Origin of the sequence: Peribacillus sp. NPDC097264 (assembly GCF_050277925.1) — a bacterium.
Taxonomy (GTDB): domain Bacteria; phylum Bacillota; class Bacilli; order Bacillales; family DSM-1321; genus Peribacillus.
Genome location: NZ_JBNNSR010000008.1, coordinates 173,642 through 196,683, shown reverse-complemented (window position 1 = coordinate 196,683; position 23,042 = coordinate 173,642). Strand labels below are relative to the sequence as shown.

25 protein-coding genes are annotated in these 23,042 nt (G+C 43.7%); 5 read left to right on the top strand and 20 right to left on the bottom strand.

Annotation, left to right across the window (positions count from 1 at the left end; all coding sequences use genetic code 11):
* Nucleotides 1–73: 73 nt before the first annotated feature.
* From ACQKL0_RS14915 to ACQKL0_RS14900, 4 genes are all read right to left on the bottom strand, one after another.
* Nucleotides 74–2,893: a DNA translocase FtsK gene (locus ACQKL0_RS14915; protein WP_427688360.1), complete on the bottom strand. Its 2,820-nt coding sequence runs from the start codon at nucleotides 2,891–2,893 to the stop codon at nucleotides 74–76.
* Between the two features lie 380 nt (nucleotides 2,894–3,273).
* Complete coding sequence (locus ACQKL0_RS14910; RefSeq protein ID WP_427688381.1) at nucleotides 3,274–4,074, bottom strand: DUF1444 domain-containing protein; 801 nt, start codon at nucleotides 4,072–4,074, stop codon at nucleotides 3,274–3,276.
* A gap of 56 nt (nucleotides 4,075–4,130) precedes the next feature.
* Complete coding sequence (locus ACQKL0_RS14905) at nucleotides 4,131–4,442, bottom strand: thioredoxin family protein (protein WP_402874874.1); 312 nt, start codon at nucleotides 4,440–4,442, stop codon at nucleotides 4,131–4,133.
* 139 nt (nucleotides 4,443–4,581) lie between these two features.
* Entirely contained in the window at nucleotides 4,582–5,091 is a 510-nt protein-coding gene (locus tag ACQKL0_RS14900) for a hypothetical protein (protein ID WP_407407254.1), read from the bottom strand.
* Nucleotides 5,092–5,220: 129 nt separating this feature from the next.
* Between ACQKL0_RS14900 and ACQKL0_RS14895 the strand changes: the two genes are divergently transcribed.
* The gene (locus tag ACQKL0_RS14895; RefSeq protein WP_427688358.1) at nucleotides 5,221–5,670 is read left to right on the top strand and encodes a YtoQ family protein; all 450 of its coding nucleotides are present in this window, start codon (nucleotides 5,221–5,223) and stop codon (nucleotides 5,668–5,670) included.
* Nucleotides 5,671–5,756: 86 nt separating this feature from the next.
* On the opposite strand, the gene ACQKL0_RS14890 is transcribed toward ACQKL0_RS14895, so the two are convergent.
* The 3 genes from ACQKL0_RS14890 to ACQKL0_RS14880 form a co-directional block, all read right to left on the bottom strand.
* Entirely contained in the window at nucleotides 5,757–6,620 is an 864-nt protein-coding gene (locus tag ACQKL0_RS14890) for an AraC family transcriptional regulator (RefSeq protein WP_427688357.1), read from the bottom strand.
* Nucleotides 6,621–6,705: 85 nt separating this feature from the next.
* Nucleotides 6,706–7,215 (bottom strand): DUF84 family protein, encoded by a 510-nt coding sequence (locus tag ACQKL0_RS14885; RefSeq protein WP_407407250.1) that lies wholly within the window; start codon nucleotides 7,213–7,215, stop codon nucleotides 6,706–6,708.
* A 68-nt stretch (nucleotides 7,216–7,283) separates the two neighbouring features.
* On the bottom strand, nucleotides 7,284–8,357 hold the full coding sequence (locus ACQKL0_RS14880) for a M42 family metallopeptidase (RefSeq protein WP_402874859.1): 1,074 nt from the start codon (nucleotides 8,355–8,357) through the stop codon (nucleotides 7,284–7,286).
* Nucleotides 8,358–8,535: 178 nt separating this feature from the next.
* Here ACQKL0_RS14880 and ACQKL0_RS14875 point away from each other — a divergent pair, with 178 nt between their 5' ends.
* The gene (locus ACQKL0_RS14875) at nucleotides 8,536–8,853 is read left to right on the top strand and encodes a PepSY domain-containing protein (RefSeq protein WP_402874856.1); all 318 of its coding nucleotides are present in this window, start codon (nucleotides 8,536–8,538) and stop codon (nucleotides 8,851–8,853) included.
* 43 nt (nucleotides 8,854–8,896) lie between these two features.
* Here the strand turns inward: ACQKL0_RS14875 and ACQKL0_RS14870 are convergent, their stop codons facing one another.
* On the bottom strand, nucleotides 8,897–9,742 hold the full coding sequence (locus ACQKL0_RS14870; protein ID WP_402957769.1) for a YtnP family quorum-quenching lactonase: 846 nt from the start codon (nucleotides 9,740–9,742) through the stop codon (nucleotides 8,897–8,899).
* A 144-nt stretch (nucleotides 9,743–9,886) separates the two neighbouring features.
* Between ACQKL0_RS14870 and ACQKL0_RS14865 the strand changes: the two genes are divergently transcribed.
* Complete coding sequence (locus ACQKL0_RS14865; RefSeq protein WP_427688354.1) at nucleotides 9,887–10,552, top strand: sigma 54-interacting transcriptional regulator; 666 nt, start codon at nucleotides 9,887–9,889, stop codon at nucleotides 10,550–10,552.
* A 52-nt stretch (nucleotides 10,553–10,604) separates the two neighbouring features.
* Here ACQKL0_RS14865 and trmB read toward each other — a convergent pair whose 3' ends face one another.
* Entirely contained in the window at nucleotides 10,605–11,243 is a 639-nt protein-coding gene (trmB, locus tag ACQKL0_RS14860) for a tRNA (guanosine(46)-N7)-methyltransferase TrmB (RefSeq protein ID WP_402874824.1), read from the bottom strand.
* 246 nt (nucleotides 11,244–11,489) lie between these two features.
* On the opposite strand from trmB, the gene ACQKL0_RS14855 reads away from it, so the two are divergent.
* Nucleotides 11,490–11,768 (top strand): YtzH-like family protein, encoded by a 279-nt coding sequence (locus ACQKL0_RS14855; RefSeq protein ID WP_402986653.1) that lies wholly within the window; start codon nucleotides 11,490–11,492, stop codon nucleotides 11,766–11,768.
* Here the strand turns inward: ACQKL0_RS14855 and ACQKL0_RS14850 are convergent.
* The 7 genes from ACQKL0_RS14850 to ACQKL0_RS14820 form a co-directional block, all read right to left on the bottom strand.
* Nucleotides 11,765–12,547 carry a phosphotransferase gene (locus ACQKL0_RS14850; protein WP_402874818.1) on the bottom strand — a complete coding sequence of 261 codons (783 nt, stop codon included), beginning with the start codon at nucleotides 12,545–12,547 and terminating at the stop codon, nucleotides 11,765–11,767. The two genes, ACQKL0_RS14855 and ACQKL0_RS14850, sit on opposite strands and share 4 nt — an antisense overlap.
* A gap of 857 nt (nucleotides 12,548–13,404) precedes the next feature.
* The gene (locus tag ACQKL0_RS14845; RefSeq protein ID WP_402874816.1) at nucleotides 13,405–14,391 is read right to left on the bottom strand and encodes an NERD domain-containing protein; all 987 of its coding nucleotides are present in this window, start codon (nucleotides 14,389–14,391) and stop codon (nucleotides 13,405–13,407) included.
* A gap of 24 nt (nucleotides 14,392–14,415) precedes the next feature.
* Complete coding sequence (gene thpR, locus ACQKL0_RS14840; protein ID WP_427688352.1) at nucleotides 14,416–14,970, bottom strand: RNA 2',3'-cyclic phosphodiesterase; 555 nt, start codon at nucleotides 14,968–14,970, stop codon at nucleotides 14,416–14,418.
* Between the two features lie 263 nt (nucleotides 14,971–15,233).
* The gene (locus ACQKL0_RS14835) at nucleotides 15,234–16,466 is read right to left on the bottom strand and encodes an Nramp family divalent metal transporter (RefSeq protein ID WP_427688350.1); all 1,233 of its coding nucleotides are present in this window, start codon (nucleotides 16,464–16,466) and stop codon (nucleotides 15,234–15,236) included.
* 209 nt (nucleotides 16,467–16,675) lie between these two features.
* Nucleotides 16,676–17,530 (bottom strand): D-amino-acid transaminase, encoded by an 855-nt coding sequence (dat, locus tag ACQKL0_RS14830; RefSeq protein ID WP_427688348.1) that lies wholly within the window; start codon nucleotides 17,528–17,530, stop codon nucleotides 16,676–16,678.
* A 21-nt stretch (nucleotides 17,531–17,551) separates the two neighbouring features.
* Nucleotides 17,552–18,964, bottom strand: coding sequence for a dipeptidase PepV (gene pepV / locus ACQKL0_RS14825; RefSeq protein ID WP_427688346.1), 1,413 nt, complete (start codon nucleotides 18,962–18,964; stop codon nucleotides 17,552–17,554).
* Between the two features lie 218 nt (nucleotides 18,965–19,182).
* Complete coding sequence (locus tag ACQKL0_RS14820; protein WP_402874802.1) at nucleotides 19,183–19,668, bottom strand: DedA family protein; 486 nt, start codon at nucleotides 19,666–19,668, stop codon at nucleotides 19,183–19,185.
* 219 nt (nucleotides 19,669–19,887) lie between these two features.
* On the opposite strand from ACQKL0_RS14820, the gene ACQKL0_RS14815 reads away from it, so the two are divergent.
* On the top strand, nucleotides 19,888–20,562 hold the full coding sequence (locus ACQKL0_RS14815; protein WP_427688344.1) for a VOC family protein: 675 nt from the start codon (nucleotides 19,888–19,890) through the stop codon (nucleotides 20,560–20,562).
* Between the two features lie 35 nt (nucleotides 20,563–20,597).
* Here ACQKL0_RS14815 and lepB read toward each other — a convergent pair whose 3' ends face one another.
* The 4 genes from lepB to ACQKL0_RS14795 all read right to left on the bottom strand — a co-directional run bounded on the left by lepB (nucleotide 20,598) and on the right by ACQKL0_RS14795 (nucleotide 23,022).
* Nucleotides 20,598–21,182 carry a signal peptidase I gene (gene lepB, locus ACQKL0_RS14810; protein ID WP_427688342.1) on the bottom strand — a complete coding sequence of 195 codons (585 nt, stop codon included), beginning with the start codon at nucleotides 21,180–21,182 and terminating at the stop codon, nucleotides 20,598–20,600.
* A 268-nt stretch (nucleotides 21,183–21,450) separates the two neighbouring features.
* A complete protein-coding gene (locus tag ACQKL0_RS14805; RefSeq protein WP_402874792.1) occupies nucleotides 21,451–21,873 on the bottom strand; it encodes a DUF4064 domain-containing protein in 423 nt (140 codons plus the stop codon).
* 89 nt (nucleotides 21,874–21,962) lie between these two features.
* Nucleotides 21,963–22,139, bottom strand: coding sequence for a DUF4083 domain-containing protein (locus ACQKL0_RS14800; protein WP_402874789.1), 177 nt, complete (start codon nucleotides 22,137–22,139; stop codon nucleotides 21,963–21,965).
* Nucleotides 22,140–22,218: 79 nt separating this feature from the next.
* A complete protein-coding gene (locus ACQKL0_RS14795; protein ID WP_427688340.1) occupies nucleotides 22,219–23,022 on the bottom strand; it encodes a uroporphyrinogen-III synthase in 804 nt (267 codons plus the stop codon).
* Between the last annotated feature and the right edge of the window lie 20 nt (nucleotides 23,023–23,042).

Genomic DNA, 23,042 nt, shown 5'->3' with positions numbered 1-23,042 from the left:
TTTTCTAATCCATTCGCTTTAGAATTTATATCTCGCCCTTCACATTATATACAGAACCCTAGTATAGGTTCTCTTAATTTACGTGTAAAAATTCAAGTTCTTCCTCGGTAATCAGTACATCCCGTGGCCTGCTTCCCCTCGATTCAGAAACGACGCCCTGCTGTTCCATCATTTCTATCAGACGAGCTGCACGGTTGTATCCTACTCGGAAACGCCTTTGGACACTAGAAGCCGAAGCGGCCTGCTGATGAACGACGAATTCACATGCCTCAAAGAATAACTCGTCCGCTTCTTCCGTCACTTGGGCACGATTCAACAAATCTTCCTGTTCAAATAAATATTTTGGCTTCTGTTCCAGTTTCACATGATTGACCACTTGATCGATTTCTTCATCGCTTACAAAAGTCCCTTGCAGACGGACCGTTTTTGATGAACCGTTTTCCGCAAACAACATATCCCCTTTTCCTAACAGTTTCTCTGCCCCACCGCTATCAATGATGGTTCGCGAGTCGACTTGGGATGAAACGGAAAAAGCGATTCGAGTCGGGATATTCGCCTTGATTAAACCAGTGATAACATCCACGGACGGACGCTGTGTCGCCACAATTAAGTGAATGCCACAAGCACGGGCCTTTTGAGCAATGCGGCAAATCGCTTCCTCGACATCTGCCGGGGACATCATCATTAAATCGGCCAATTCGTCAATGATTACCAAGATATACGGCAGCTTATTGGAATATTGTCCGGCTTTTTCAGCCTGGTCATTAAAACGGCTGATATCCCTAACTCCTGCATGGACAAATAGTTCATAGCGGCGTTCCATTTCCTCCACTGCCCATTTCAAGGCCGCAGTGGCAGCTTTCACATCTGTGATGACCGGACTAACCAAATGGGGAATTTGGTTATATGGAGCAAGCTCAACCATTTTTGGATCAATCAACATCAATTTCAGTTCCTGAGGCGTTGCTTTATACAGTAAACTAACCAACATCGTATTGATGCACACGCTTTTTCCCGATCCCGTTTGCCCGGCAATCAGGCCATGCGGCATCTTTCTTAAATCGGTGATGATCGGCTGGCCGGAAATATCTAGTCCCAGCGCAACAGCGAGCGGTGATTCATGCTCTTGAAACTCAGTACTCTCCAAAACCTCACGCAAAAATACAGGCTTGCTCTTCCGATTCGGAATTTCAATGCCGATGGTATGCTTACCTGGAATTGGAGCTTCCATTCGCATATCCTGAGCCGCCAGACTTAACTTGATATCATCCATGAGGTTCGTCACTTTATTCACTTTCACACCCGGTTCAGGATGGACCTCGAAACGAGTGACCGCCGGACCTTGCGTCACGTTCACGACTTTTGCCCGGACATTGAAGTTTTTCAGTGTCTCGTCCAGCAATACTGTCTGTTCTTCGAGCCACTCATCATCATGTTCGGCATATGTGGGAGGAGTCAATAACTCGATCTTTGGGAATACATAATACGGATTTTCCTCATCTTCTACAGAATCGACTAGTCCCGTACTGACGGGATGGGCTGCTTCCATAGGCTCTGGAACAGCTACCTCCTGTTTTTCTTCATGTTCAACAACTTCCGCTTCTGGAATAACCGGAGAAATGGGAACCTCGTTCGTCTCGAAATGCGATTGTTTCTCGTGCTCAGGTAGCGAAGGAGTTACGGGTTCATACCGAACTTCCTCAGCCCTTTGTGGTTCGGCTGTATCCGTCCGTTCTTGAATGGCTTCTTCCTCAACCTTCACTCCTGTAGCAACGGGTACGGGTTCGCTTTCCAACGTAGTCCATAATGTTACAGGCTTTTCAATGGGGCTCGTTTCAACAGCCACTACTCCCCTTTCGATTTCAGGGCTTTTTTTTTCCGCTTTAAAAGGATTTAGGAATGTAGCCTTTTCTTTATCCTGCTTTAACATCATGACATTAAAGGGGATATGCTTTTTCGGGCGTTTAGGCGATTCCTCGGTTTTGGGTTCCGTCCCCTGATCAAGGACTTCGGAATCAACAGGATCCTCGGCGATATATGCCGGGGCCTCAGGCTTACCTTCTTCGGCTGGAACGACAGTAGGTTCAACGGCTTCCATTATCCCGACCGCCACTTCCTGCCCAAATTCCACTTGCTCCGTTTCTTGCTCTTCAACTTCTTGGTCTACCGGAAATTCTGAAGCAACTGGTTCCTGTTCACTTGTCGCCGCCTTGGGGTCCGTATCCTCATTCCGGCGCATATAGGCAGGAACCTCGGAAATGGCTTCTTCTTTTTTTTCCTCTATCTGTTCTGGTACAAGAACGGAAGGTTCACGGGTCAATTCCTCATAAACCTCTTCCTTTACCTCGTTCGGAATAATCCTTGGAACCTCAGGCTCTTCTTTTTTAAGAACAGGAAATTTGCTCTCTAATTCAAATTCGACCGATTTGACCACTTTTTTTTCCGGTCGCCGAAACCCATAAACAGGTGAGGGGATTTCCGTCGGTCGGAACGGGGTATTGGATGGCAGGATCTTTTGAGTAGCGATCCGTTCAGCGTTCTTCCGTTTCTGCTCGGGACTCTGCTTAGGCCTTTTGGATTCATAAGATTCCGTATCCTGTTTATGCTCCCGCTCCTCTCTTCTCTTTTCCCTAGGCTTTCTCACACGTTGTTCCTTATCAGGTATCAGAGGGAATTTAAATTCCCCTTTTGGATATTGAAACAAGATCTTCGTATCCGGATCTTTCGTTTGGGACATTTTTGCCACCGTTTGATTGTATGCTTCGATTTCTTCCTTCTTTGTCTTGGGAAGTTTAGAAAAGTCCATCTTCTTTAACGTCTCTTTATCGATCGGTTCATCTATTATTATTTCTTCAATCTCAATAATTTCCTCTGCTTGGAACCACTTTTTCATTTTATTTAGCCACTTCAAACCTATCACTCTTTCTACTATCTGTAATTATGTAACTAATTCTACCAGTATTTTTTGAAATATCGAGAGAAATTAAGGTTAATAGGGATATATATGTAGTTTTTTGCAAATTTCCGCAGGAAACATCCCAATTTCACATAACTCTTAACCTATTTAAACCCCTTTTCATATGAGTTTAAACACGTTCTAATTATATAGTCTACTATTTAATTAAAACACCTCTGTTAAACAGAGTTTACAATGAGATTAAGTTTTAATACAAAATATTATATTCCCTAGGGTATAACAAAATAAGCCCCTGCCGAGTTTGGAAATCCATCCAAAGAGACAGGAGCCCTATCATTATTCATCCATCCGCTTACTTATTGTTCACGCTTTTTATTTTTACCCATAATGAAGACCGGCTCTAGCTCATCTTCCTCATAAAGGAAAGATAACGCCGTAATCGGTACGTGGCCACTGGCGAAAAAGCTCATCGCCATTTGTGCGAGTACATCATAGCCAGTATCATTTTGCACATCGGCAATGATGATGACATCTTGATGAGGAATGGCCACTGCCATGGTCCCCAATATCTTTTCCTTCATTTCACGAAGCCATGATTCATTAAGAATCCGGCTCGCATCATAGCCATCATTTGTATTCAAGAAATAAAAGGTGTTCCCCGCTACGATATCCGACTTCAATTTAGTCGAGAGGGAGCGGACGTTGAAACGGGCAATCTCCCGGATCCTATCTCCCTGCCAGTCTTCGCGCTTGAGCATTTTCTCATCGATCAAACGGTAGGTCTTGCCCAAATCCAACGCATAAAAGACACGTGTCTCCGCCGTATGGTCGTCGAACAAGAAGGGATTGCCCTCTTCTGCCTCCATTGGAAATGAAGTCGATCGGATTACAGGAAAAATGAATTTCTCCTTGCCCTCCATGCTATGTTCTTCCCCCATTACATTCAGTGCCTCATCTACGTAATAGATGACTTCATCAATGGCTTTTTCTTGGATATTTTCGTAATTTGCAAGCACCGGTGGAAGTTCAACCGTGATGCCTTTACCGGTCTTTATATTTTCAATCCGTAACGTGTCCTTCTGGCTATCGAATTTGAACGTACGATTTTCATCCGCTAAGCGTTCTTTTAATATGTTCTTCAGCTTTATGCTATCCATTTTCATGGCTGACCCTCCTATCCATTGAAAAATCCCCTAAAGAAGGGGACCTTTCATTATAATGATGAAATGAATTCTTCAATCTGTTCTTGTGTTTTACGGTCCCTGCTCACATATCTGCCTAGCTCTTTACCGTTTTCATATCCGATGAAGCTAGGAATTCCAAAAACATCATTAGCAGCGCATACATCGATGAATTTATCGCGATCCACATGAATGAACGTGAATTCAGGGAACTTCGCTTCTATTTCCGGTAGGATTGGTTCAATCACTCGGCAATCGCCACACCATGTTGCCGAGAAAAGGAAAATATGTTTTCCTTCATTTTTTAATGCATCGTATTGTTCAACAGTTTGTAAGTTTTCCATCTTATTATTCCTCCAGCTCTTATGAAATCCATCTAGTTATTTTATAATTCCATCATACCAGACTCCGCTTCAATCAACCATCAATACGGATTGTAATAGAGAGCACAAAAGGTCCGGTATGGGTACGCCGAACCTTCTTTCACCTCTGTGGAACGGAAGAAACGATTTCCATCATTTTCTCCGCCTCATCCTTTAAATCCTCTTTCCCCGTCTTGGTTGTGAGCTTGACCCCGCCGCTTCCTACGGAAAGCTCATATTTCTCTTCCGATAATTCCATGATGGAAATAAAACCGAACTTATCATCATTCTGAAAGGATTCCAGTGTCAAATAATGAGTTTTCTGCTCCTTTGCTGTCAAAAATAATTGCGAGCTTTCGCTGTTTTCATTTGGATTGACAAATAATATATAAGCCTGTTGACCACTTTTCAGGATCAAGTTATTCTCATGTTCCTCTTCTATCTTGAAATTTTTAGGCAGATACACCTTTATAAGCCCCACTTTTGTATTCGGTTGCGGCGCTTCATCCCGAAAAGCGGAAACCGTTGCTGTCACGGCCTTATCCACCTGCCTTTCAATGCCTGAACAACCGACTGCCAGGATGCTCATCAAAAAGACGATCAGAATTTTTTTTTGGGGTGGGACCTTCAAGACTTCCCCCTCCTTTTCAAAAATCTACCGTTACCCTCTTGTCTTTACTTATATCCTAATTTATGAAATCCATCCATTTTCTTAAAACATGATACAATGTAAGCAAATTAGATAATAAGGAGGATCATCATGAAAGTAACGGTTTACCTGGCTGGAGAAATCCATTCAAATTGGAGAAGTGAATTAAAAGAGAAGGCGGCCGCTTTAAAGCTTCCTTTAGAATTTGTCGGCCCCATGGAAAATCATGAACGCTCCGATAATATCGGGGAAGATATTCTGGGGAAACAGCCGACCCCCGTTTTAAAGGATATGGCAGCTTCTCAAATCAATAATTTGCGTACAGGTCTTTTGATGAAGCAAGCTGACCTTGTCGTTGCCCTATTTGGAGAGAAATATAAGCAGTGGAATACTGCCATGGATGCAAGCACCGCGGTCTCACTTGGCAAACCACTTATCTTGATCCGCCCAGAATCCCATCACCACGCGCTAAAAGAAGTATCTGAAAAAGCAAGCGTCACAGTCGAATCGGTGAACCAAGCCTTAAAAGTCCTTTCTTATATATTCGAAGATGGAAAATGAATGAAGTTATAGGCACTCTTATGGAGTGCTTTTTACATGGATAAAAAAAGCTTGTAGGACACAGTCTTTGCCTACAAGCCCATCCTTTATCTCTTAATAGGGATCCATATCTCGGAGTAATAATCTGCGGCTGAAGCATCATCTTCAACGTATACTTCCATTTCCGGTGTTCCTGCATGTTCATGTCCGCTTGCCGGAAACCATTCGGAAAAGATGTGTTTCCAAACCTTTTGCATTGCCTCGGGCATCGGTCCATTGACCTCGAACACAACCCACTTGGATGCAGGTATCGTCAAGCCCGAATAATCTTTTGGGACGCTTCCGTCATACTCCGTGGCCACCCAATAATCGATTGAATTCCGCTCATCTTCAGGGGAATCGACACATATCCCTAGCAACCCTTTAATTCGGCCGTTATTCAATTTTCCTAACCGATTGCTGGTACCATCCAAGTTCACTTCGTCCCAAAGCTTCGGGATTCCTATCAGATTTTCTTCGTTCTCTAGTGAAAACTCCCGCTTGATACCGACCACTCGAAAAGAATCTCTTTCCACGATATTATACTTCATCGGTTCCGCCCCTTTTAGAAGCACCTGGATAACCAGGCGTTCATAGAATGTCAGCTTTCCCATATACTTTCGGGCTTCGCTAGGAGGTACTCCATGCTGCCGCCGAAAAGCTTTTGAAAAAGCCTCGGGAGTGTCATAGCCATATTTATAGGCTACATCAATGACCTTGCCATTGGTGCTTACAAGTTCCTGGGCAGCCAATGTCAATCTACGGCGCCTGGTGTATTCTCCAACGGAAATGTCCGTCAAGATGGTGAACGTCCGCTGAAAATGAAAGGCTGATGCATTCGCCTGACTAGAAATGTTCTCGATGGTCAAGTCGTCGATTAAATGCTCCTCTATATAGTCAAGGGCCTTCTGAATGGATTCTACCCACCCCATATGGCTTTCCCCTCCCTTGTTTTCTATATTATCAGCACCGATATCCTAAATCCTGTCTGTTTCTGCTTTGTTCTGACAGTCTCTTTTATTGATGGTTTTTCTTATATTCATACTGCCCCGCAAGCATTTCCATGATATTTCCGAACATATCGGCACGGGTAATCCGTTCATTCGTAAATACCCCGATAGCCCCTTCTTTCTTGCGGATATTCGCTTTCTTGGTGAAATCGTCCATAACCGGACCGAGCTCTTCCCCGTCTTCCAAGCGATCCGCAATCATTCCAGGGAGGGGAATTCTCGCGCCTCCGGCAATGAAGATATTGCCATCCTTCGTGGCCATTGCCCCCCAGTTGCATACGAATAAGCCGCGTTCCATTTTAACCACGCCACCTTCGAGACCGATTCCGATATCGGCCCCCTTTTCAAGCAAGCAATTTCTGGCCCGGTTCACAGCCCCGTTCATGGTCTCTTCATCTGAAAATGGTTGTTCCGACACCCCACTTTCCACCTGTAGCGAGATGACTTCTGCTTCTTTATAGATGTTAATCACGGCCTGCACTTTCGCCGGGTTTGTACTGCCTACTACAATTTTCATATGTATGCCCTTCCCTCTATGCAAAAAAAGCTGATGGAAGGGTGTCCCCTCCATTTCAGCTTTCATTATCATCCGTTATTCTTCAATGTCTCAAATGTCGTTTTATCGCAAGCGCGGACCAACTTCCCAATCAATTCACGGGCAGCCGCATAATCATCAATATGGATCATCGATGCATGGGTATGAATGTAACGGGAGCAAATCCCAATCACGCCGCTCGGAATCCCATCATTCGCAATGTGGACCTTCCCTGCATCCGTTCCGCCTTGAGAAACAAAATATTGATAAGGAATATCATTGGATTCGGCCGTATCGAGGATGAATTCCCTCATTCCGCGATGTGTGACCATCGTCCGGTCTAAAATACGCAATAACGCACCTTTACCCAGCTGTCCGAATTCACTTTTATTGCCGGACATATCATTTGCCGGGCTTGCATCCAAAGCGAAGAAGATATCCGGTTTGATCATATGAGCAGCCGTTTGGGCGCCCCGTAATCCCACTTCTTCCTGAACCGTCGCACCCGAATATAAAATATTCTGTAATTTTTCATCCTTCAAGTCTTTCAATAGTTCAATCGCAAGACCGCAACCATAGCGATTATCCCATGCTTTAGCAAGGATTTTCTTTTCGTTGGCCATCGGCGTGAAAGGGCAAATCGGAACAATCTGCTGACCAGGCTTAACCCCGATCCGCTTCACATCCTCCTGGTCATCCGCACCGATATCTATCAACATATTCTTGATATCCATAGGTTTCGAACGCTGCGATTCATCAAGCAAATGCGGAGGTATGGAACCAATGACCCCGATTACCGGCCCGTTGTCCGTGATAATTTCCACTCGTTGTGCCAAAAGAACCTGGCTCCACCATCCTCCAAGTGTTTGGAAGCGGATCATGCCATTTTCCGTAACAGAAGTGACCATGAAGCCCACTTCGTCCATATGTCCAGCCACCATTACAGTTGGGCCTTCTTCATTTCCTCTTTTTACGCCAAAGATACTTCCAAGGCGGTCCTGAACGATTTCATCTGAATATTTTTCAAGCTCACTTCTCATAAAATTACGCACGGCATGCTCATTTCCTGAAGCCCCTGGTAATTCCGTCAATGTTTTAAATAGTGTTAAAGTCTCTTGATCCATATCTCTACCCCTTAACTACTTTTATTTCCTATCTATTTTACCTAACTTAGACGATAGTTACCACCTAGCATGTTTTAATTTATCAGTAAATGGGTAAAATTTCAAATCGTTAGTCAAAGAAAGACTTCTTATGTATACTAGATAGAGTGAGTAATAAAAAGCAATGGAGGAGAAATTCATGAATTGGAAAACGTTTCTATTGGGGGCAGCAGCCGGCTTCGCTACAGGCTATGCTACAAAACAAATTTTGAATCAAACAAATACGCCTTCTCCTGACAAAGTATTGGCGCAGGTGAAGGAAACAGTCAGAAAAGATGGAAGTATATATGGATCTTGGATTTTAATGAAACCCGAAACCTATCAAAAAAATGATTTGGACTACCAAGTATATAAAGGCGGCATCACTAGAAATACCGATGGTAACCGCGAACAATTTGAATTCATTGCAGATGCTACTACCGGGACGATATTGGAATTGAATGCACAACATGATTGAACAAAAAAAGGAGGCGACCCAAATCGCCTCCTTTTTCTATGACTTACCGTTTCCGTTTCACTTCATCCTTTACCTCTTTACCCGTTTCATCCCACTTGATGGCACAATACTGGGCATCATGATAAAAGCTGTACCAGGCCCCGTTCTCCAGACCATATTTCATCCACTTTTCCTTTGCCGAGATCGAAGTCATTGGGTAGTCGTCATAAGCCAGTACCCACAGGACATTCGCATGGGCGTGCGTTGGCATGATATCGGCTAAATGGATCAGCTTGTCCTTACCGTCTTCAACCAGGATGATGGCATGTCCATCACTATGTCCGCCGGTATGAATCATTTTAATGCCTTCCGTGATTTCACGTTCTCCTTCAAAAGGACGGACAAGGTGGGCAATCGCCTCCCAGTTTTCCTTCCAGTATGTACTTTTTGAGCGGATATTGGGTTGTTGCATTTCATCCCATTCGATTTGGGTCGTGATGATTTCGGCACGTTCGAAAACCGGGACCAGTGAATCTCCTTCAGGCTTAGTCAACCCACAGGCATGGTCGAAATGTAGGTGGGTCATTAGAATGTAATCGATTTCATTTGGTTTGATCCCGAGCCGACCTAAATCCTCAATGAGCCCGGACTCGTCCGTCACGCCAAAATTCCGTTTCTGTTTGTCGTTCAGCTTTCCATTCCCGATCCCGGAATCTATCAACATATTTAATCCGTTAACTTGAACGAGTATCGGATCTGTCCGCAATTCAATCTGGTTATTTTCATTGACCGGGTATTTCTTGGACCACAGTGGTTTCGGTACGACACCGAACATCGCTCCACCATCCAGGTGGGTCACGCCACCATTCAGCCATGTTAATTTTATTTCCCCTATTTGTAAAGTTTCCATTTTATCCCCTCCTCACCCTTTAGTTTAACATCTGCTCCCATTTATTGAAATTGATAACATGTAACTCTTTCCCAGAAAAAAACAAGACACCTAAAAGGTGCCCCTACTTTCCAGCCGGTAATGCTTGCGGAAGGTGGCACTCTCTTGCTTGACGAGATTGGTGAAATGCCGCTATCCCTTCAGGTAAAGCTTCTACGCGTATTACAGGAAAAAGAGTATGAGCGCGTCGGCGGCACTAAAACACGCAAATCTGATGTTCGGATTCTCGCATCGACCAACCGGAACCTCCTCCAGCTCATTAAAGAAGGGAAATTTTGGGAAGATCTCTATTACCGGCTCAATGTCATCCAACTTGAAATCCCTCCACTCCGAAAAAGACTGGAAGACATACCGATTTTATGTGAGCATTTCATACAAAAATTTCAGCGCTATAATCCTAAAGGCGTCATCGGTGTAACGACGGATGCCATTCAGAAGCTACAAAAATATAATTGGCCAGGCAATGTGCGCCAGCTTGAAAATGTGTTAGAACGTGCCTATCACTTTTGTTCAGAAAACTGGATAACCGACTACCATATCCAATTAGAAACCACTACCCCGCAGCCAAACCAAAACACACTAAACCCATCTTATCCAACCAAGACCCTTTTCCCAAAGAAACAAATTGAAGATACCGAAAAAGAAATTTTACTTGAAGCTCTCGCACAAACAAAAGGAAATAAGACAGAAGCTGCACAATTACTTGGCATCAGCCGATCGAACATCTATCAAAAGTTGAAAAGATACGGAGTGATCACTACTTTCCAATAAAGGCTACTCCAAACAAAAAAACCAGACGCCCATCGCCTGGTTTTTTTGCATGTTACCGGTATTTTGCTTCTAAACGGTAGATCACATTGCCTTTACTTGAGAACTTCTCTTCGTATTCCGTCATGATATTGCCTTCGAAATCACTGTTATGCAAATCAAGACTCACATATTTCAACAGCATGCCATACTCGGAAATGCTCTTCAAGGATGACTCGAACAGACCTTGGTTATCCGTTTTAAAGTGGATTTCCCCTTGATCCGGAAGAATGCTTTCATACGTTTCAAGGAAGGTCTTATACGTTAACCGGCGCTTCGCGTGACGCGACTTCGGCCATGGATCGGAAAAATTCAAATAAACGCGGTCCACGTCACCTTTTGCAAAGTAATCTGCTAAATTGGCTGCATCCACGTTCAACAGCTTTAAGTTTGGCACATCCGCTTCAATCAGCAAATCCAGTGCCGCAACGATTACACTTCTATATACTTCAATTCCAATGAAATTCACATCAGGATGGGCTTTTGCCATTTCTGTAATAAAACGGCCTTTTCCCGTACCTACTTCAATATATAACGGATTATCGTTACCGAATACTTCATGCCATTTACCTTTATGGCTCACTGGCTGCTGAATCACATATTGCGGATATTCATTCAAACGGTCTTCAGCCCAAGGTTTATTTCTTAAACGCATGATGACACCCCTATTTATAATATAATCGTTCAAACCATAACACGAGATTATGGATTCCTGCAAGTTCATTTTCTCGTAATCGGACTGCTCCATTCCCTCATTAAACAAAAAAACTGCCGGCCATCCAGGCGGCAGTCTCTGCGATTATCATGTATAAAACTTTTTGCAACACACACCATAATCAAGAGAACAGCAAAAAAATCTTTAGGGATCCAGTTGATTTCATAATTAGAAAGGAGCGATAATATGCCGCTTTCCCATGAAAACCAATTACATCTGTTAAAAGACATTTTATACAACCAAAACACGGACTGCTGCGGTTCCGTCGCCGAATATGAACAAGTTGAAAGGCTTGTCAAATCATTGATGGTCAATGCCGATATCGATCAAAATGTAAAAACGATACTAAAAGAAATTTACGAATATAGCCAGACAGGCATCGGAGCCTCGGATTCAGAGGCACATATCAATTCCCATCAGGACGATTTGTCCCAATGGATCGATGACATCGATCAATTTAATTAACCGTCCATTAATAGGGATTCTAGTTTCATCAGTAAATCATTTCTTTCCTCGTACCGCTCTCTACTATGATGCCACTGGATGGAAAGCACGAGTTGGGAAACTGTGTGCCATTTCATCCTCATTTCCAATCCCGCATCCAGCTTTTTACCGTAACGGGCTAACCATTGTTCCCATTCGCCGCGTGGCACATAAGAATACAATAGCATGCCAAGATCGATGGCTGGATCACCAATGACCGGCGCATCCCAATCAATTAAAAACAATCCGTCGGTTTCGGTCATAAGCCAATTATTATGGTTCACGTCGCAATGGCACACGACATTCTCATCGCATTCAATCAACAGTAGGTTATTCTCTAGAAATTGAATGGCCTGCTTGATGATCATTAGGTTATTTACCTCTAAAGATAAACCGTTTTCTATGTCTGTAAGTATACTTTCAGGCCGTAAAGGACTTTTACCAAGCCTTTTAAGCATGCTTAATAAAGGGTCGGATTGATGTATTTTCTGAAGCAGTTTGGCAACCCTCTCTTTGGCCATTTCTGCTTGAGTTAGCTCCCTACCTTCCATCCAATGCTGGGCCGTAATCACATCCCCATTTGCGAGGCGTTTTGTCCACACTAACTTTGGAACAATGCCCTCGGCCGAAAGAACAGCTAAAAATGGCGATGAATTTCGTTTCAGGAACAGCTTTTGCCCATCTTTCTCGGCAATGAACGCTTCTCCCGTAGCTCCTCCAGCAGGGGATATATCCCACTCCTGACCTATTAAATGTTCCAACTGGCTCACCTTCGATTTCCTCGCTTAATCATACAAATGTAAGTACGTTCACCTAGTGTATGTAATACCACTACCTAATGTTTATTAAAGAACCCGCCTGTTGGCGTAGCTGCATGTATACGTGCATCGGAACTAATCCCGCAATAAAACATCATTATGATAAGAAAATAAAAAATAGCTATTGAGCAATCTAACAATAGCCATAAATTAAATTTTAGTTGAAATATGGTTTCTTCGTCAAGTACTATAAAACGATTATACCCATAAAACAAGTACAAAGGAATCATTTCGAAACGGATAAGCATTGACTACCCTTGAACATGACCCGAAATTTCTCCTTCAGGACCCCTACTTCTACCTCATTCATCCCGACATTTTCTCCATCTGCCTGACCTTTGGCGGACCCGAAAATTCTAAACGGCTCTCACTTTACCGGAAATAGAGTCCACGTTCTTCATTTACACCTTTCCATCATGCGTTCAGGAAGCACAATCCATGCTTTATAAAGATGGAGATATCATCGACTGTAGGTAGCTCGTAGCTCAAGGGAGCTCTTTCCCCATCAGTCCTTAGGCCCTTGAAGGTATGTAAAAATAATTTTTCGATAAAATGAATAGATAAATTAATTTACCCGTTTTTATAAAATTCAACCATTTATTTAAGGGGGGAACGGTTCACTCCATAGGTGATTGCAGACATCATACAAAAAATAAGAAAGCGATTCATTCGATTAGCCGTTTCTGAACACCTCTTACATAGTCCTTTCCGAACCACCTGGAATGGGGGGCCAGTGGTTGCATAAGGGAATGAATCCGCTCCGTTTATGACTTCGTGTAGCAGACCAACCCCTCCAACGATTATGAATCCTGTTGTTGATCGGCATCCCATTCCGGACGTAGGCTTGAAGTCGTTTGGCAATAATCCAAGAGAGCCTGTGCCCCTTTTAGCTGTTGCGCCTTAAGCGGGGAAGATATCGACCGCATCCTGTCAAACCATTCCGGAAAAGTCCGCTTATCCAATAAATCAATGTCGTATGGAGTCTCCGGGTAATCCATATAGCCATTCCGCGAAAGGACCACTTTTTTTATCGGTAGATTCACTTCATACAGTTCAAATAACTGGGAAACAATACTTCCCATCCGGTTAACGGCCAAGAAAGGATTGAGAACTTTTTTGTCCGGATACTTATGATGCCGCCGTAGCCAAAACCGATCGCTCGATCCAATAAAGGCTGCATCCTCTTCCGCTTCGAGAAAGGTGATGCACCACACATCCACCGGCGTAAGCAAAATGACATCGACTTCGATCGGAGCATTTTTCAATAGAAAGATAGGTTTATATAAAACAAGAAATGTATCAGGAAAACGCTGCAGGAAAAAGCGGAGTTTTTCTTCTAGAAAGAATGATTGGTCCACATAAGACCTTTCACGAAGCGTCGAGCTGCCCCATTTCATCTGAAAACGAAGTAACTGGTTTAAGAAATTCTGCTTAAGTTCATCCAAGTTTGCTGGATTTGCAGGTACCCTTAACGAAAAGACATTATGATTGATCACGGGATTCGGTATATGAATTTCTTCGGCCTCTTTCTCTTGACCGTCCGACCTTTGGAACAATCCTTTTACTTTACGGAAGAGCCCCTTTGGCTCTTCCTCCGTCGTCGTGCCTTTGAACAGGGTTTGTTCTTCATCCGGTTGACTGTACAGCTGTTCTAGCTCCCCTGCGTGATAGGCGGCCTGCAGTTTATCCCACTGTTGTTTTTTTAACTTTGCAAATTGTGACGGATATCGATAAATATCCTGCTCATACCGGGAAATATAATCCTGTATTTTTATGAGCTGTGCCATTCGACCACCACCCATCTTCCTCTATTATTGAAGGTTTATTGTATATACTGGTTCGTATGAGGGGGATGCCCCAAGATGTGTCTGATAAAGGGCTATTTGGGAAGCTTGAAATGCTTTCGCTTCCGGATTTGCCAGCTGACGGGCCTCATTGATGGAAAAAGGGGTCTCACCCTCGAATTTCCTGGCCAGAGTAATATGCGGTTTGAACGGTTTTTTGTCCAATTCAAAACCTGCCTCTACGCATGATGCATAGATTTTCTTTTGGATGAAAGTCAGCCTTTCTTCCTGTTTGACGCCTGCCCACAAAATACGCGGGCTCTCTTTTTTACCAAAAACATCGATCCCCTCTACCTTGAGCTCAAACGACTGTTCATTGGCGAGTGCACGTTTTATTTTTTCCAAAGCTTCTTCTTTCATTGTATCTTCGGCATTTCCCAGAAATGCCATCGTAATATGATAATCGGCTGGATGTAACCATTTCTTAAATGGAAACGCCGATTTCACTTCATCTGTCTGGTTATGTAAATGACGCTTAATATCATCTGGCAGTACTAAAGCAAAGAAAAAATGAGTATTCATCGGACACTAACATCCCTTCCCGTTTTCTATATAATTTTACCATAATTCCCACACAAAAACTTCCCTAGTAGCATCAAACGCGGAGACCTTCTCAGTCTCCCCTTTTCCCCATTATTCATGCCACCTTATGACTACAACCATTCGTATATCCATCGCTCTTCCATTAGGCTACCCCCGCTTCTTACACCTTCCATAGGAAAGGAAAGCAAAGGGGGAGGACCATCAGCTGGTCCTCCCCTTTGCTTTACCCGATTTTAATGGCATTACCCAAGTAGCGTCTCATATAGCAAAAACAGGTTCAGTCCGATAATGAGGACTGCGATGATCCAGGCAAAGCTGGACGTCACTTTGTGATTGACTAGATTGCCCATGATTTTCTTATCACTTGTAAACCGTATGAGCGGAATGAGCGCAAATGCAATCCCAAACGATAGTACGACTTGACTCATTACGAGCGCTTTGGACGGATTCACTCCCATCAAAATGATCACTAATGGAGGAATCGTCGTGATCAGCCTTCTCAAATAGATGGGGATATGTTTTTTTATGAACCCCTGCATGACGACATCCCCTGTGAGCATACCGACGGACGAGCTTGATAGACCGGCAAACAATAAGCCGATTCCAAAAAACATGGCAACAGATGGCCCTAGCATCAAGGCAAATTGGTCATAGGCCACATCCAAATCTTCTACAAGCACCCCACTTTTATGAAACAATGCAGCCGAAACCACTAGCATGGCAGCATTGATGGCACCCGCTATGAGCATGGCAATGACGATATCAATAAACTCAAAACGAAAAATCCGTTTCCGTTCCATTTCGTCCTTCCCAACGATTCGCTTTTGCGTCAGAGAAGAATGTAGGTATATTGCATGTGGCATGACAGTCGCCCCAAGCATCCCAGCTGATAGCAAAATGCTATCGACTCCTTCGAACTTGGGTGTGAGAAGACCCATAAGGAGTGCTGAGGTATCTGGTTTTGCATAAAAAACTTGAGCGCCAAAAGCAAGCACTACCACGAATATCATCCCTGTGATCAACGCTTCGAATGTACGGTATCCCCTGCGCTGAAACTCTAAAATGGCAAATGACCCGATTGCCGCAATAAGCGCAGAAGTGATAAGCGGAAGATCGAACAGTAAATAAATCCCGAGTGCGGCTCCGATAAACTCGGCTAAATCCGTCGCCATTATGACGATTTCGGCTTGAATCCATAAAAAGAACGATGACTTTTTGGAAAATGTCTCACGGCATAGTTCAGGAAGGTTTTTCCCTGTTGCTATGCCTAATTTTGCAGACAAGGACTGTATCAAGACCGCCATTAAATTGGAGGCAAGAATAACCCATAATAACGTATAGCCATATTTCGAACCCGCAGCAATGTTCGTTGCATAATTCCCTGGATCAATGTAAGCAACGGCGGCTATAAAAGCTGGCCCTAAAAAGGGGAGCAGCTTTTTAAAGCCTCTCGTATCTCCATGTAAAGAAGACATGCACTCCAACTCCTTTTTATACGTGGCTTAAAAAGTTGCATAAGGTAAACTTTTGATATGAAAAAGTATATGCCTGTAGTTTGAAAATGTCAAAATGGATGCTTACTAAAAAAGGACCGTATAGGGAACGGGTTCATGAGCATGTTGCGTTTCGAAAAATGTACACATAGAAATCCCCCTGCCTCCATTCAGACAGGGGGATTCGGAATCTATTCAGTTAAACTACCACATTGCCGCTCGATTTCCTGTGTAAATAACTTTTGTAGTTGGAGCGTGATACTTCCGACCTTTCCATCCCCAATCAATTGCCCATCGATTGCAGTGATTGGCGTGACTTCAACGCCTGTGCTTGTATACAGGACTTCATCCGCATCCATCATGTCCGAGAGGGTGAACGGTTCTTCCACATAAGAAATGCCATTATCGTTGCACAGCTTAAGTAGGATCTGGCGGGTGATCCCGTTCAGAATCAGGTTCGTCGTTGGGTGCGTCTTCAGCGTACCCTTCACGATGATTGCCACATTGGATGAACTTCCCTCCGTAACCGTTCCATCCCGATGTTGGATCGCTTCGTCACAGCCTGCTTCAACGGCTTCCTGCTTAGCCAATATATTACCTAGCAAATTCAAGCTCTTGATGTTGCAACGTAACCAACGGATATCCTCAACCGTGACAGCTTTGACCCCAGGCTTACTTCCTGTATATGGCATGTCCTTGGTATAAGCGACAAAAACAGGGTCTACTTCACCTATTGGAAAGGCGTGATTACGGGGCGAAGTGCCTCTCGTCAATTGCATGTAGACAATACCATATTCCAGATTCTCTGCAGTAATCAGTTCTTTTGTCCTTTCCTTGATCTCTGCCACCGTAAAAGGAACCTTCAGTTGAATCAGTTTCGCGCTGTCCATGAGTCGGTTTAGGTGCATGTCGGCAGCAAATAGTTTTCCGTTATAAACACGGATGACTTCATAAACACCATCGCCGAACTGGTATCCTCGATCCTCGACATCTATCTGGATGGCAGACCGGTCTTTCAATTCACCGTTATAAATGATCTTCCCCATGTCTTACTCCTTCTTACCCTCTTATTTGGCTAGTTCATGAATGGCACGGGCATAAATGGCCGTTGCCTTCAGCATATCTTCTATATCGATATACTCATCCTTTTGGTGCGCGATATCCTCACTACCTGGGAATAGAGGGCCGAATGCGACGCCTTCCTTCAATGAGCGGGCATATGTTCCGCCGCCGATGGAAAGGAGCTCCGCTTGTTCACCCGTTTCCGCTTCATACACTTCTTGGAGCGTCTTGATCAAGAAGCTATCACTGTTCACATAGTGAGGAGTCGAAAGCGAATTGGATTCCACACGTAGATTATATGTGGAAAGCTTTTGTTCTAACGCTTCTTTTTGCTTTTCCCATTCATATGTGACCGGGTAACGCATACTGAATCCGATGGAGCTATCGCCTTGTTTCGAATAATTGAATGTGCCCGCATTGATCGTCAATTCACCTGTTTGTTCATCCGTATAGGCGACACCCAACTTAGTGCCACGGGAATCTTCAAATAGATAATCCTTGATGAAAGTGAAATAGGATTTTGCATGGGGATCTAGTGATAAGTCCGCCAAGAACACAGCTAAATGCAGACCCGCATTGACTCCATTTTTCGGTTCCATCGCATGGGCTGAAACCCCATTCAGTTCTAGTAGGACTTGATTTTTTTGTGGCACAGCCTGTCCTTTCAGCGAATATCTTTGTAAATAGTTCTGGTAGCCTGCAACGATTTCAGCAGGGTTGGCCGCTTCCACAATGGCCGTTGCGAAATCGGGTACCATATTCGTTCTTCGGCCTGAAGAAAATTCCAAAACATTCACTTCTGAATTCGTTCCGGGTCCTGCATCCGCTGGCTGAATGATGGAATAATCCCAGATTCCTTTTTCCGCACTGATGATAGGGAAATCTGCATCCGGGGCAAAGCCCATCGTCGGCATTTCCTCCACTTCGAAATAGCGATCGACACAACGCCAATCTGATTCCTCATCCGTACCAATGATCATTCGAACACGCTTGTTCAATGGCTTGCCAAGCTCCCGGACAAGTTTCATGGCATGATAAGCCGCCATCGTCGGCCCTTTATCGTCGATTGCCCCACGCGCATAGATCCGTCCGTTGCGTATCTCGGCGCCAAATGGATCTGAGCTCCAGCCATCTCCTTCAGGAACTACATCGACATGACATAAAATCCCGATTAACTCCTCACCCTCGCCCATTTCAATATGCCCGGCAACATTATCGACATTTTTCACGGTAAATCCGTCTTTTTCCGCTAACTGGAGCATATAATCCAATGCTTCCTTGACTCCTTCGCCAAATGGAGCCTCCTCTGTTGCTTGGCTTTCATCCAATACACTCTTTATCTTCAATAGATTCTGTGTATCGACCAAAAGGTCCATTTTTCTTTTTTCTACTTCTTCGCGCCAATTCAATTCACTCAAATCATGACAACTCCCTTTTTCATATATTTCTCATTTTATCACTATTTCTATATTTATCGCCAAGTGTTGAGACCATTCTTTCTTATTCCCGTAATTTGACGCTCATAAAACAGGTACTTGATTCAATCGCATTCCACTCATAAAAAATAGACCCGCTTCCACGAACAGAACGGATCTCCATCATATATAAAGGAACCAGTCTTTGCTGCCATTATCCTTTAAGTCAAAACACCAATGAAATAGCCAACAGCAGTAAACACCAAGCACCAACTGAATGCCCCTACACCAGCAAAGATACAATATTTGCGTTTACCCATTCCATTCATTCCAGAAAAATAACTGGCAAAATGGCGGATTCCCGGAATGAAATAGGCGATGATAAGGGTCCACGGTCCGTATTTATTAAACCATCTCTCAAGACTCTCCAACCGTGTCGGAGTCATCCGAATCCACCTTCCATGTTTCCTTAGGAAAGGCTTGCCAATTTTTTTCCCGATGAAATAACTGACCAACATCCCCGAAACCGAACCTAGAAAGCTGACAAAGAATGCACCTTGTACATTCAAAACAGAAATAGAAGCCAAATAGCCGACAAACGTCATCATGAACTCATCGGGAACAGGCAACCCGATGATCCCTAATGCTAAAAGTCCATATATCGCAAAATAACCATAGTTTGAAATTAACTCTTTTACCATGTCCATTCTTCGTACTCCATCTCAGACACCCTATGTAAGAAGTAATCCAATTTCGGTACGGGTCTGGTTAACGTGATTACTTCTACCTTATAGAATAACCCAATTTAACCCAAATGAGTGGTTTTTCTAAAAAAAACTTCAAAATTTGCAGATAAATTTCCTTTTGGCGCTTATCCAGCCGAATTATTTTATAATGGAAGAAATAAGGAAAAGGGGTGTGAAGTTATGCTGATCAACAAAGTAAACCTCGCTTCAAATTCTCTAGCAAAAACAAAAGCTTTTTATCTGAACCGGCTTGGCGCCAAATTACTCGGGGAGACACCTAATAGCTTTTCGATAAAGATAGGGGCAAGTGAATTGATTTTCACTGAAGCCACTGGCGGTAGCAAGCCATTCTATCATTTTGCCTTCAACATCCCTTCTAATCAATTCAAGGAAGCGAAGAAATGGATCGCCGCACGCACTCCTTTAAATAGGGAAGAGGGGATTGACGAAGTGTACTTCAGCCATATCCATGCCCATTCGCTATATTTCACCGACCCTAGCCATAATGTTGTCGAGTTCATTGCAAGGCATTCCATCGCACCTGAGAGCAATGAGCCTTTTTCAATGAACTCTTTATTAAACATCGGGGAAATCAATCTGACGACTCCGGATGTCGAGGGGGTTGGCCAACAGCTGATCAACAAGGATATCCCAATCCGGGATGATGAATCCTTGAATCCCGATGGTCTTACTTTCATGGGTAGCGAAGGGGCATTTCTATTGTTGGGCAAACCAGGACGACGGTGGATTTTTTCAGAGCAATATGCAGAAATCCATCCTCTCATGATAGAAGTCGATTTCAAAACACGCATCATCCAAGATGGTGCAGGCGAAACGCGGATTTCTAAAACATAACGAAAGAACGGACTCGATTGTCGAGTCCGTTCCTTTTATTTCACGATTTTAAATTCCTTGATCGGCCAATACACCAAATTCGCCTTACCGACTATTTCCTCTATGGAAACGGGTCCGATTTCACGGCTGTCCAGACTATTCTGGCGGTTGTCCCCCATCACGAACAGGTGGTCATCCGGTACGGTCATGCTGCCTGACACTTCCTCAAGCTTGAAAGAACCAGTCAATGGCTCCCCGCCCATTTCTTCTTTATATTCATCTAAATAGGGTTCATCATATTTCTTGCCATTAATATAAAGCGTGTCATCCTTATATTCAATATGATCACCCGGTAGGCCAATCACCCGTTTTATGTAATCTTTATCTTCCGTTGCATGGAAGACGACAATATCAAATCGGTCAATGCTACCAATACTCGTGCCAAACTTAGTGAGCACAATTCTTTCATGATCTTGTAAAGTCGGCATCATAGATTCCCCATCCACGACTATAGGGGCAAATATATATGTTCGAATCAGAAAAGCCAATACGACCGCAATCCCAATCGCTTTAACCCACGAAAAAACCTCTTTGCTTTTTTCCAATCGAAGTCCCTCTCTCTTGTGTTTTAGTCTAGTCATTATATCACAGTAAGGACATAATCACTTCATACAAATGCCCACATTTCCCCCTAACTTTGGCATATTATTGAATTATTCGTTATAGCGGTTGAATTATCCTTTCAGATGGTAGAATGAGGCAACAGATAATAAACAGACAAAGGAACAATTGGTTCGATTCCTCCGTTCAGTTTGGTACTTTATGCAACCTAGCAAGAAGCGCATTCGATAAAGTAAATCGAATGCGCCCCTTCATTTGATGTAAGCAACTAGACATGGAGAATGATATTTAATACTGGTTATATTCAATCTCTTCATTTTGAATTCTTTCTTTCCTTACCAGGCACATAATTCCCGGCACGATGAAGAAGATCAGTGGCCATATATGGAATATAGTAAGAATGCCGATAATGATGAATACAATACCGGCCGCTTTCACTCTGCCTTTTTTCAAGAGAATGATGGCAATCAGTCCACCTAGCAGAGCAAACGCCAACGATACAATTCCTCCCCACAATAGTACATGGAACAGTTGGAGTGTCATCTCCATTTCGGAAGCCGCCATCTCCACGTCGGAACCTAATGAGTATTCAACCAGTTCCGTTAGGTCGACCGTGCTGGTGTAGACAGCCGTAATGATTCCCACAAGTAAGGAAATGGTTGCGATCGATACTCCAATAATGCTTAACACAAATTCACCGGTACGTTTCATATATACTTCCCCCCAAGAAAAAGTTACTTAGGTACTCTACCCCATTTAGGAAGGAAGTAAAGATTGTATGTAATATAACCGGGTCCTCTTCACTTTTTGTCTTTATCGATGCGTCCCTCAAGTTCTTTCGTCTTCTTTTCCACGCTGGAAACGCCTTTCGTATGTTTTTGAAAAAAACGAATGATTTTCACGATCATCACAACCAGTAATACAAGAAGTCCCAGGAAAAATAATTGCCACAATACATCACCAATAGTCCATTCCATATAAGGCTTCCCCCCTGTCATCAATCGACGGCTTACTGAATGAAAGATTAGAAGACTAACGCTTTACGATAGATTTCATTTAACTCGTATAAAACTTCACCAGCTCGACCATCGCACTGCCCATCCGTTGATCTTCTGGATAGATGACCCGGTCAATCCCTGCCTCGATGATGACTTGCGCCGTCACTTTACCGACAGCCAGGGCCACGACATCCGTTGCAAAGCGGTCAATTAAGCGTTTTTCCACACCTAGTTCACGGGCAAATCTCATCAAATTTCGAGGCTGGGGCGCACTCGTGAACACAACGGCATCTATTTTCCCATCGAGGATTTCCCCAATTAAGAGATGCATCGTTTCGGTTTCCGGGGCAATATGTTCATAGGGCAATATCTCTTTATGTTCGACTTTTTGTTCATCCAACCAGTTCATCAAAAGCGGTGCCGGATCTCCATGCAGTTGCAAGGCGACTTTCACACCGCCGAGCAAATGTCCATCAAGATTGCGAACCAATCCTGCCGTACTGCCATCATCATCACGGACGTCAGGCTCCAGGCCAAACTTCTTAAGCAGGTTTTTCGTTTTATACCCACGAACGGCAATCTTCATTTTTTGCAAAGCTTCTATAAAACGGTCCCCCGCTTCCATTCTTACAGCGGTATTATATAAGAGTTCCGTGCCCACTCCCGTCGTAAGAATGATCCAATCGAACTCTCCTTCTATTAAACGGGTAACATCCTCCTCCAGATGGGAATCATCCAGATATACCGTGCCTTGTGCTGACCGGACAAGCGGGACGCCCCCTAGATTATCAACGATTTTACTGAGTTCTTCCATTTTCCTTGCTCCCAAAAGAGCAACTGTCCTGCCGTTAAGCTTACTCATTCATGACCCTCCATATGTAT

Bases quoted from the DNA above. Each gene is read 5' to 3' on its own strand.
- ACQKL0_RS14915 (WP_427688360.1), bottom strand. From the start codon at position 2,893: ATGAAAAAGTGGTTCCAAGCAGAGGAAATTATTGAGATTGAAGAAATA.
- ACQKL0_RS14910 (WP_427688381.1), bottom strand. From the start codon at position 4,074: ATGGATAGCATAAAGCTGAAGAACATATTAAAAGAACGCTTAGCGGAT.
- ACQKL0_RS14905 (WP_402874874.1), bottom strand. From the start codon at position 4,442: ATGGAAAACTTACAAACTGTTGAACAATACGATGCATTAAAAAATGAA.
- ACQKL0_RS14895 (WP_427688358.1), top strand. From the start codon at position 5,221: ATGAAAGTAACGGTTTACCTGGCTGGAGAAATCCATTCAAATTGGAGA.
- ACQKL0_RS14890 (WP_427688357.1), bottom strand. From the start codon at position 6,620: ATGGGGTGGGTAGAATCCATTCAGAAGGCCCTTGACTATATAGAGGAG.
- ACQKL0_RS14885 (WP_407407250.1), bottom strand. From the start codon at position 7,215: ATGAAAATTGTAGTAGGCAGTACAAACCCGGCGAAAGTGCAGGCCGTG.
- ACQKL0_RS14880 (WP_402874859.1), bottom strand. From the start codon at position 8,357: ATGGATCAAGAGACTTTAACACTATTTAAAACATTGACGGAATTACCA.
- ACQKL0_RS14875 (WP_402874856.1), top strand. From the start codon at position 8,536: ATGAATTGGAAAACGTTTCTATTGGGGGCAGCAGCCGGCTTCGCTACA.
- ACQKL0_RS14870 (WP_402957769.1), bottom strand. From the start codon at position 9,742: ATGGAAACTTTACAAATAGGGGAAATAAAATTAACATGGCTGAATGGT.
- trmB (WP_402874824.1), bottom strand. From the start codon at position 11,243: ATGCGTTTAAGAAATAAACCTTGGGCTGAAGACCGTTTGAATGAATAT.
- ACQKL0_RS14855 (WP_402986653.1), top strand. From the start codon at position 11,490: ATGCCGCTTTCCCATGAAAACCAATTACATCTGTTAAAAGACATTTTA.
- ACQKL0_RS14845 (WP_402874816.1), bottom strand. From the start codon at position 14,391: ATGGCACAGCTCATAAAAATACAGGATTATATTTCCCGGTATGAGCAG.
- thpR (WP_427688352.1), bottom strand. From the start codon at position 14,970: ATGAATACTCATTTTTTCTTTGCTTTAGTACTGCCAGATGATATTAAG.
- ACQKL0_RS14835 (WP_427688350.1), bottom strand. From the start codon at position 16,466: ATGTCTTCTTTACATGGAGATACGAGAGGCTTTAAAAAGCTGCTCCCC.
- dat (WP_427688348.1), bottom strand. From the start codon at position 17,530: ATGGGGAAGATCATTTATAACGGTGAATTGAAAGACCGGTCTGCCATC.
- ACQKL0_RS14820 (WP_402874802.1), bottom strand. From the start codon at position 19,668: ATGGACATGGTAAAAGAGTTAATTTCAAACTATGGTTATTTTGCGATA.
- ACQKL0_RS14815 (WP_427688344.1), top strand. From the start codon at position 19,888: ATGCTGATCAACAAAGTAAACCTCGCTTCAAATTCTCTAGCAAAAACA.
- lepB (WP_427688342.1), bottom strand. From the start codon at position 21,182: ATGACTAGACTAAAACACAAGAGAGAGGGACTTCGATTGGAAAAAAGC.
- ACQKL0_RS14805 (WP_402874792.1), bottom strand. From the start codon at position 21,873: ATGAAACGTACCGGTGAATTTGTGTTAAGCATTATTGGAGTATCGATC.
- ACQKL0_RS14800 (WP_402874789.1), bottom strand. From the start codon at position 22,139: ATGGAATGGACTATTGGTGATGTATTGTGGCAATTATTTTTCCTGGGA.
- ACQKL0_RS14795 (WP_427688340.1), bottom strand. From the start codon at position 23,022: ATGAGTAAGCTTAACGGCAGGACAGTTGCTCTTTTGGGAGCAAGGAAA.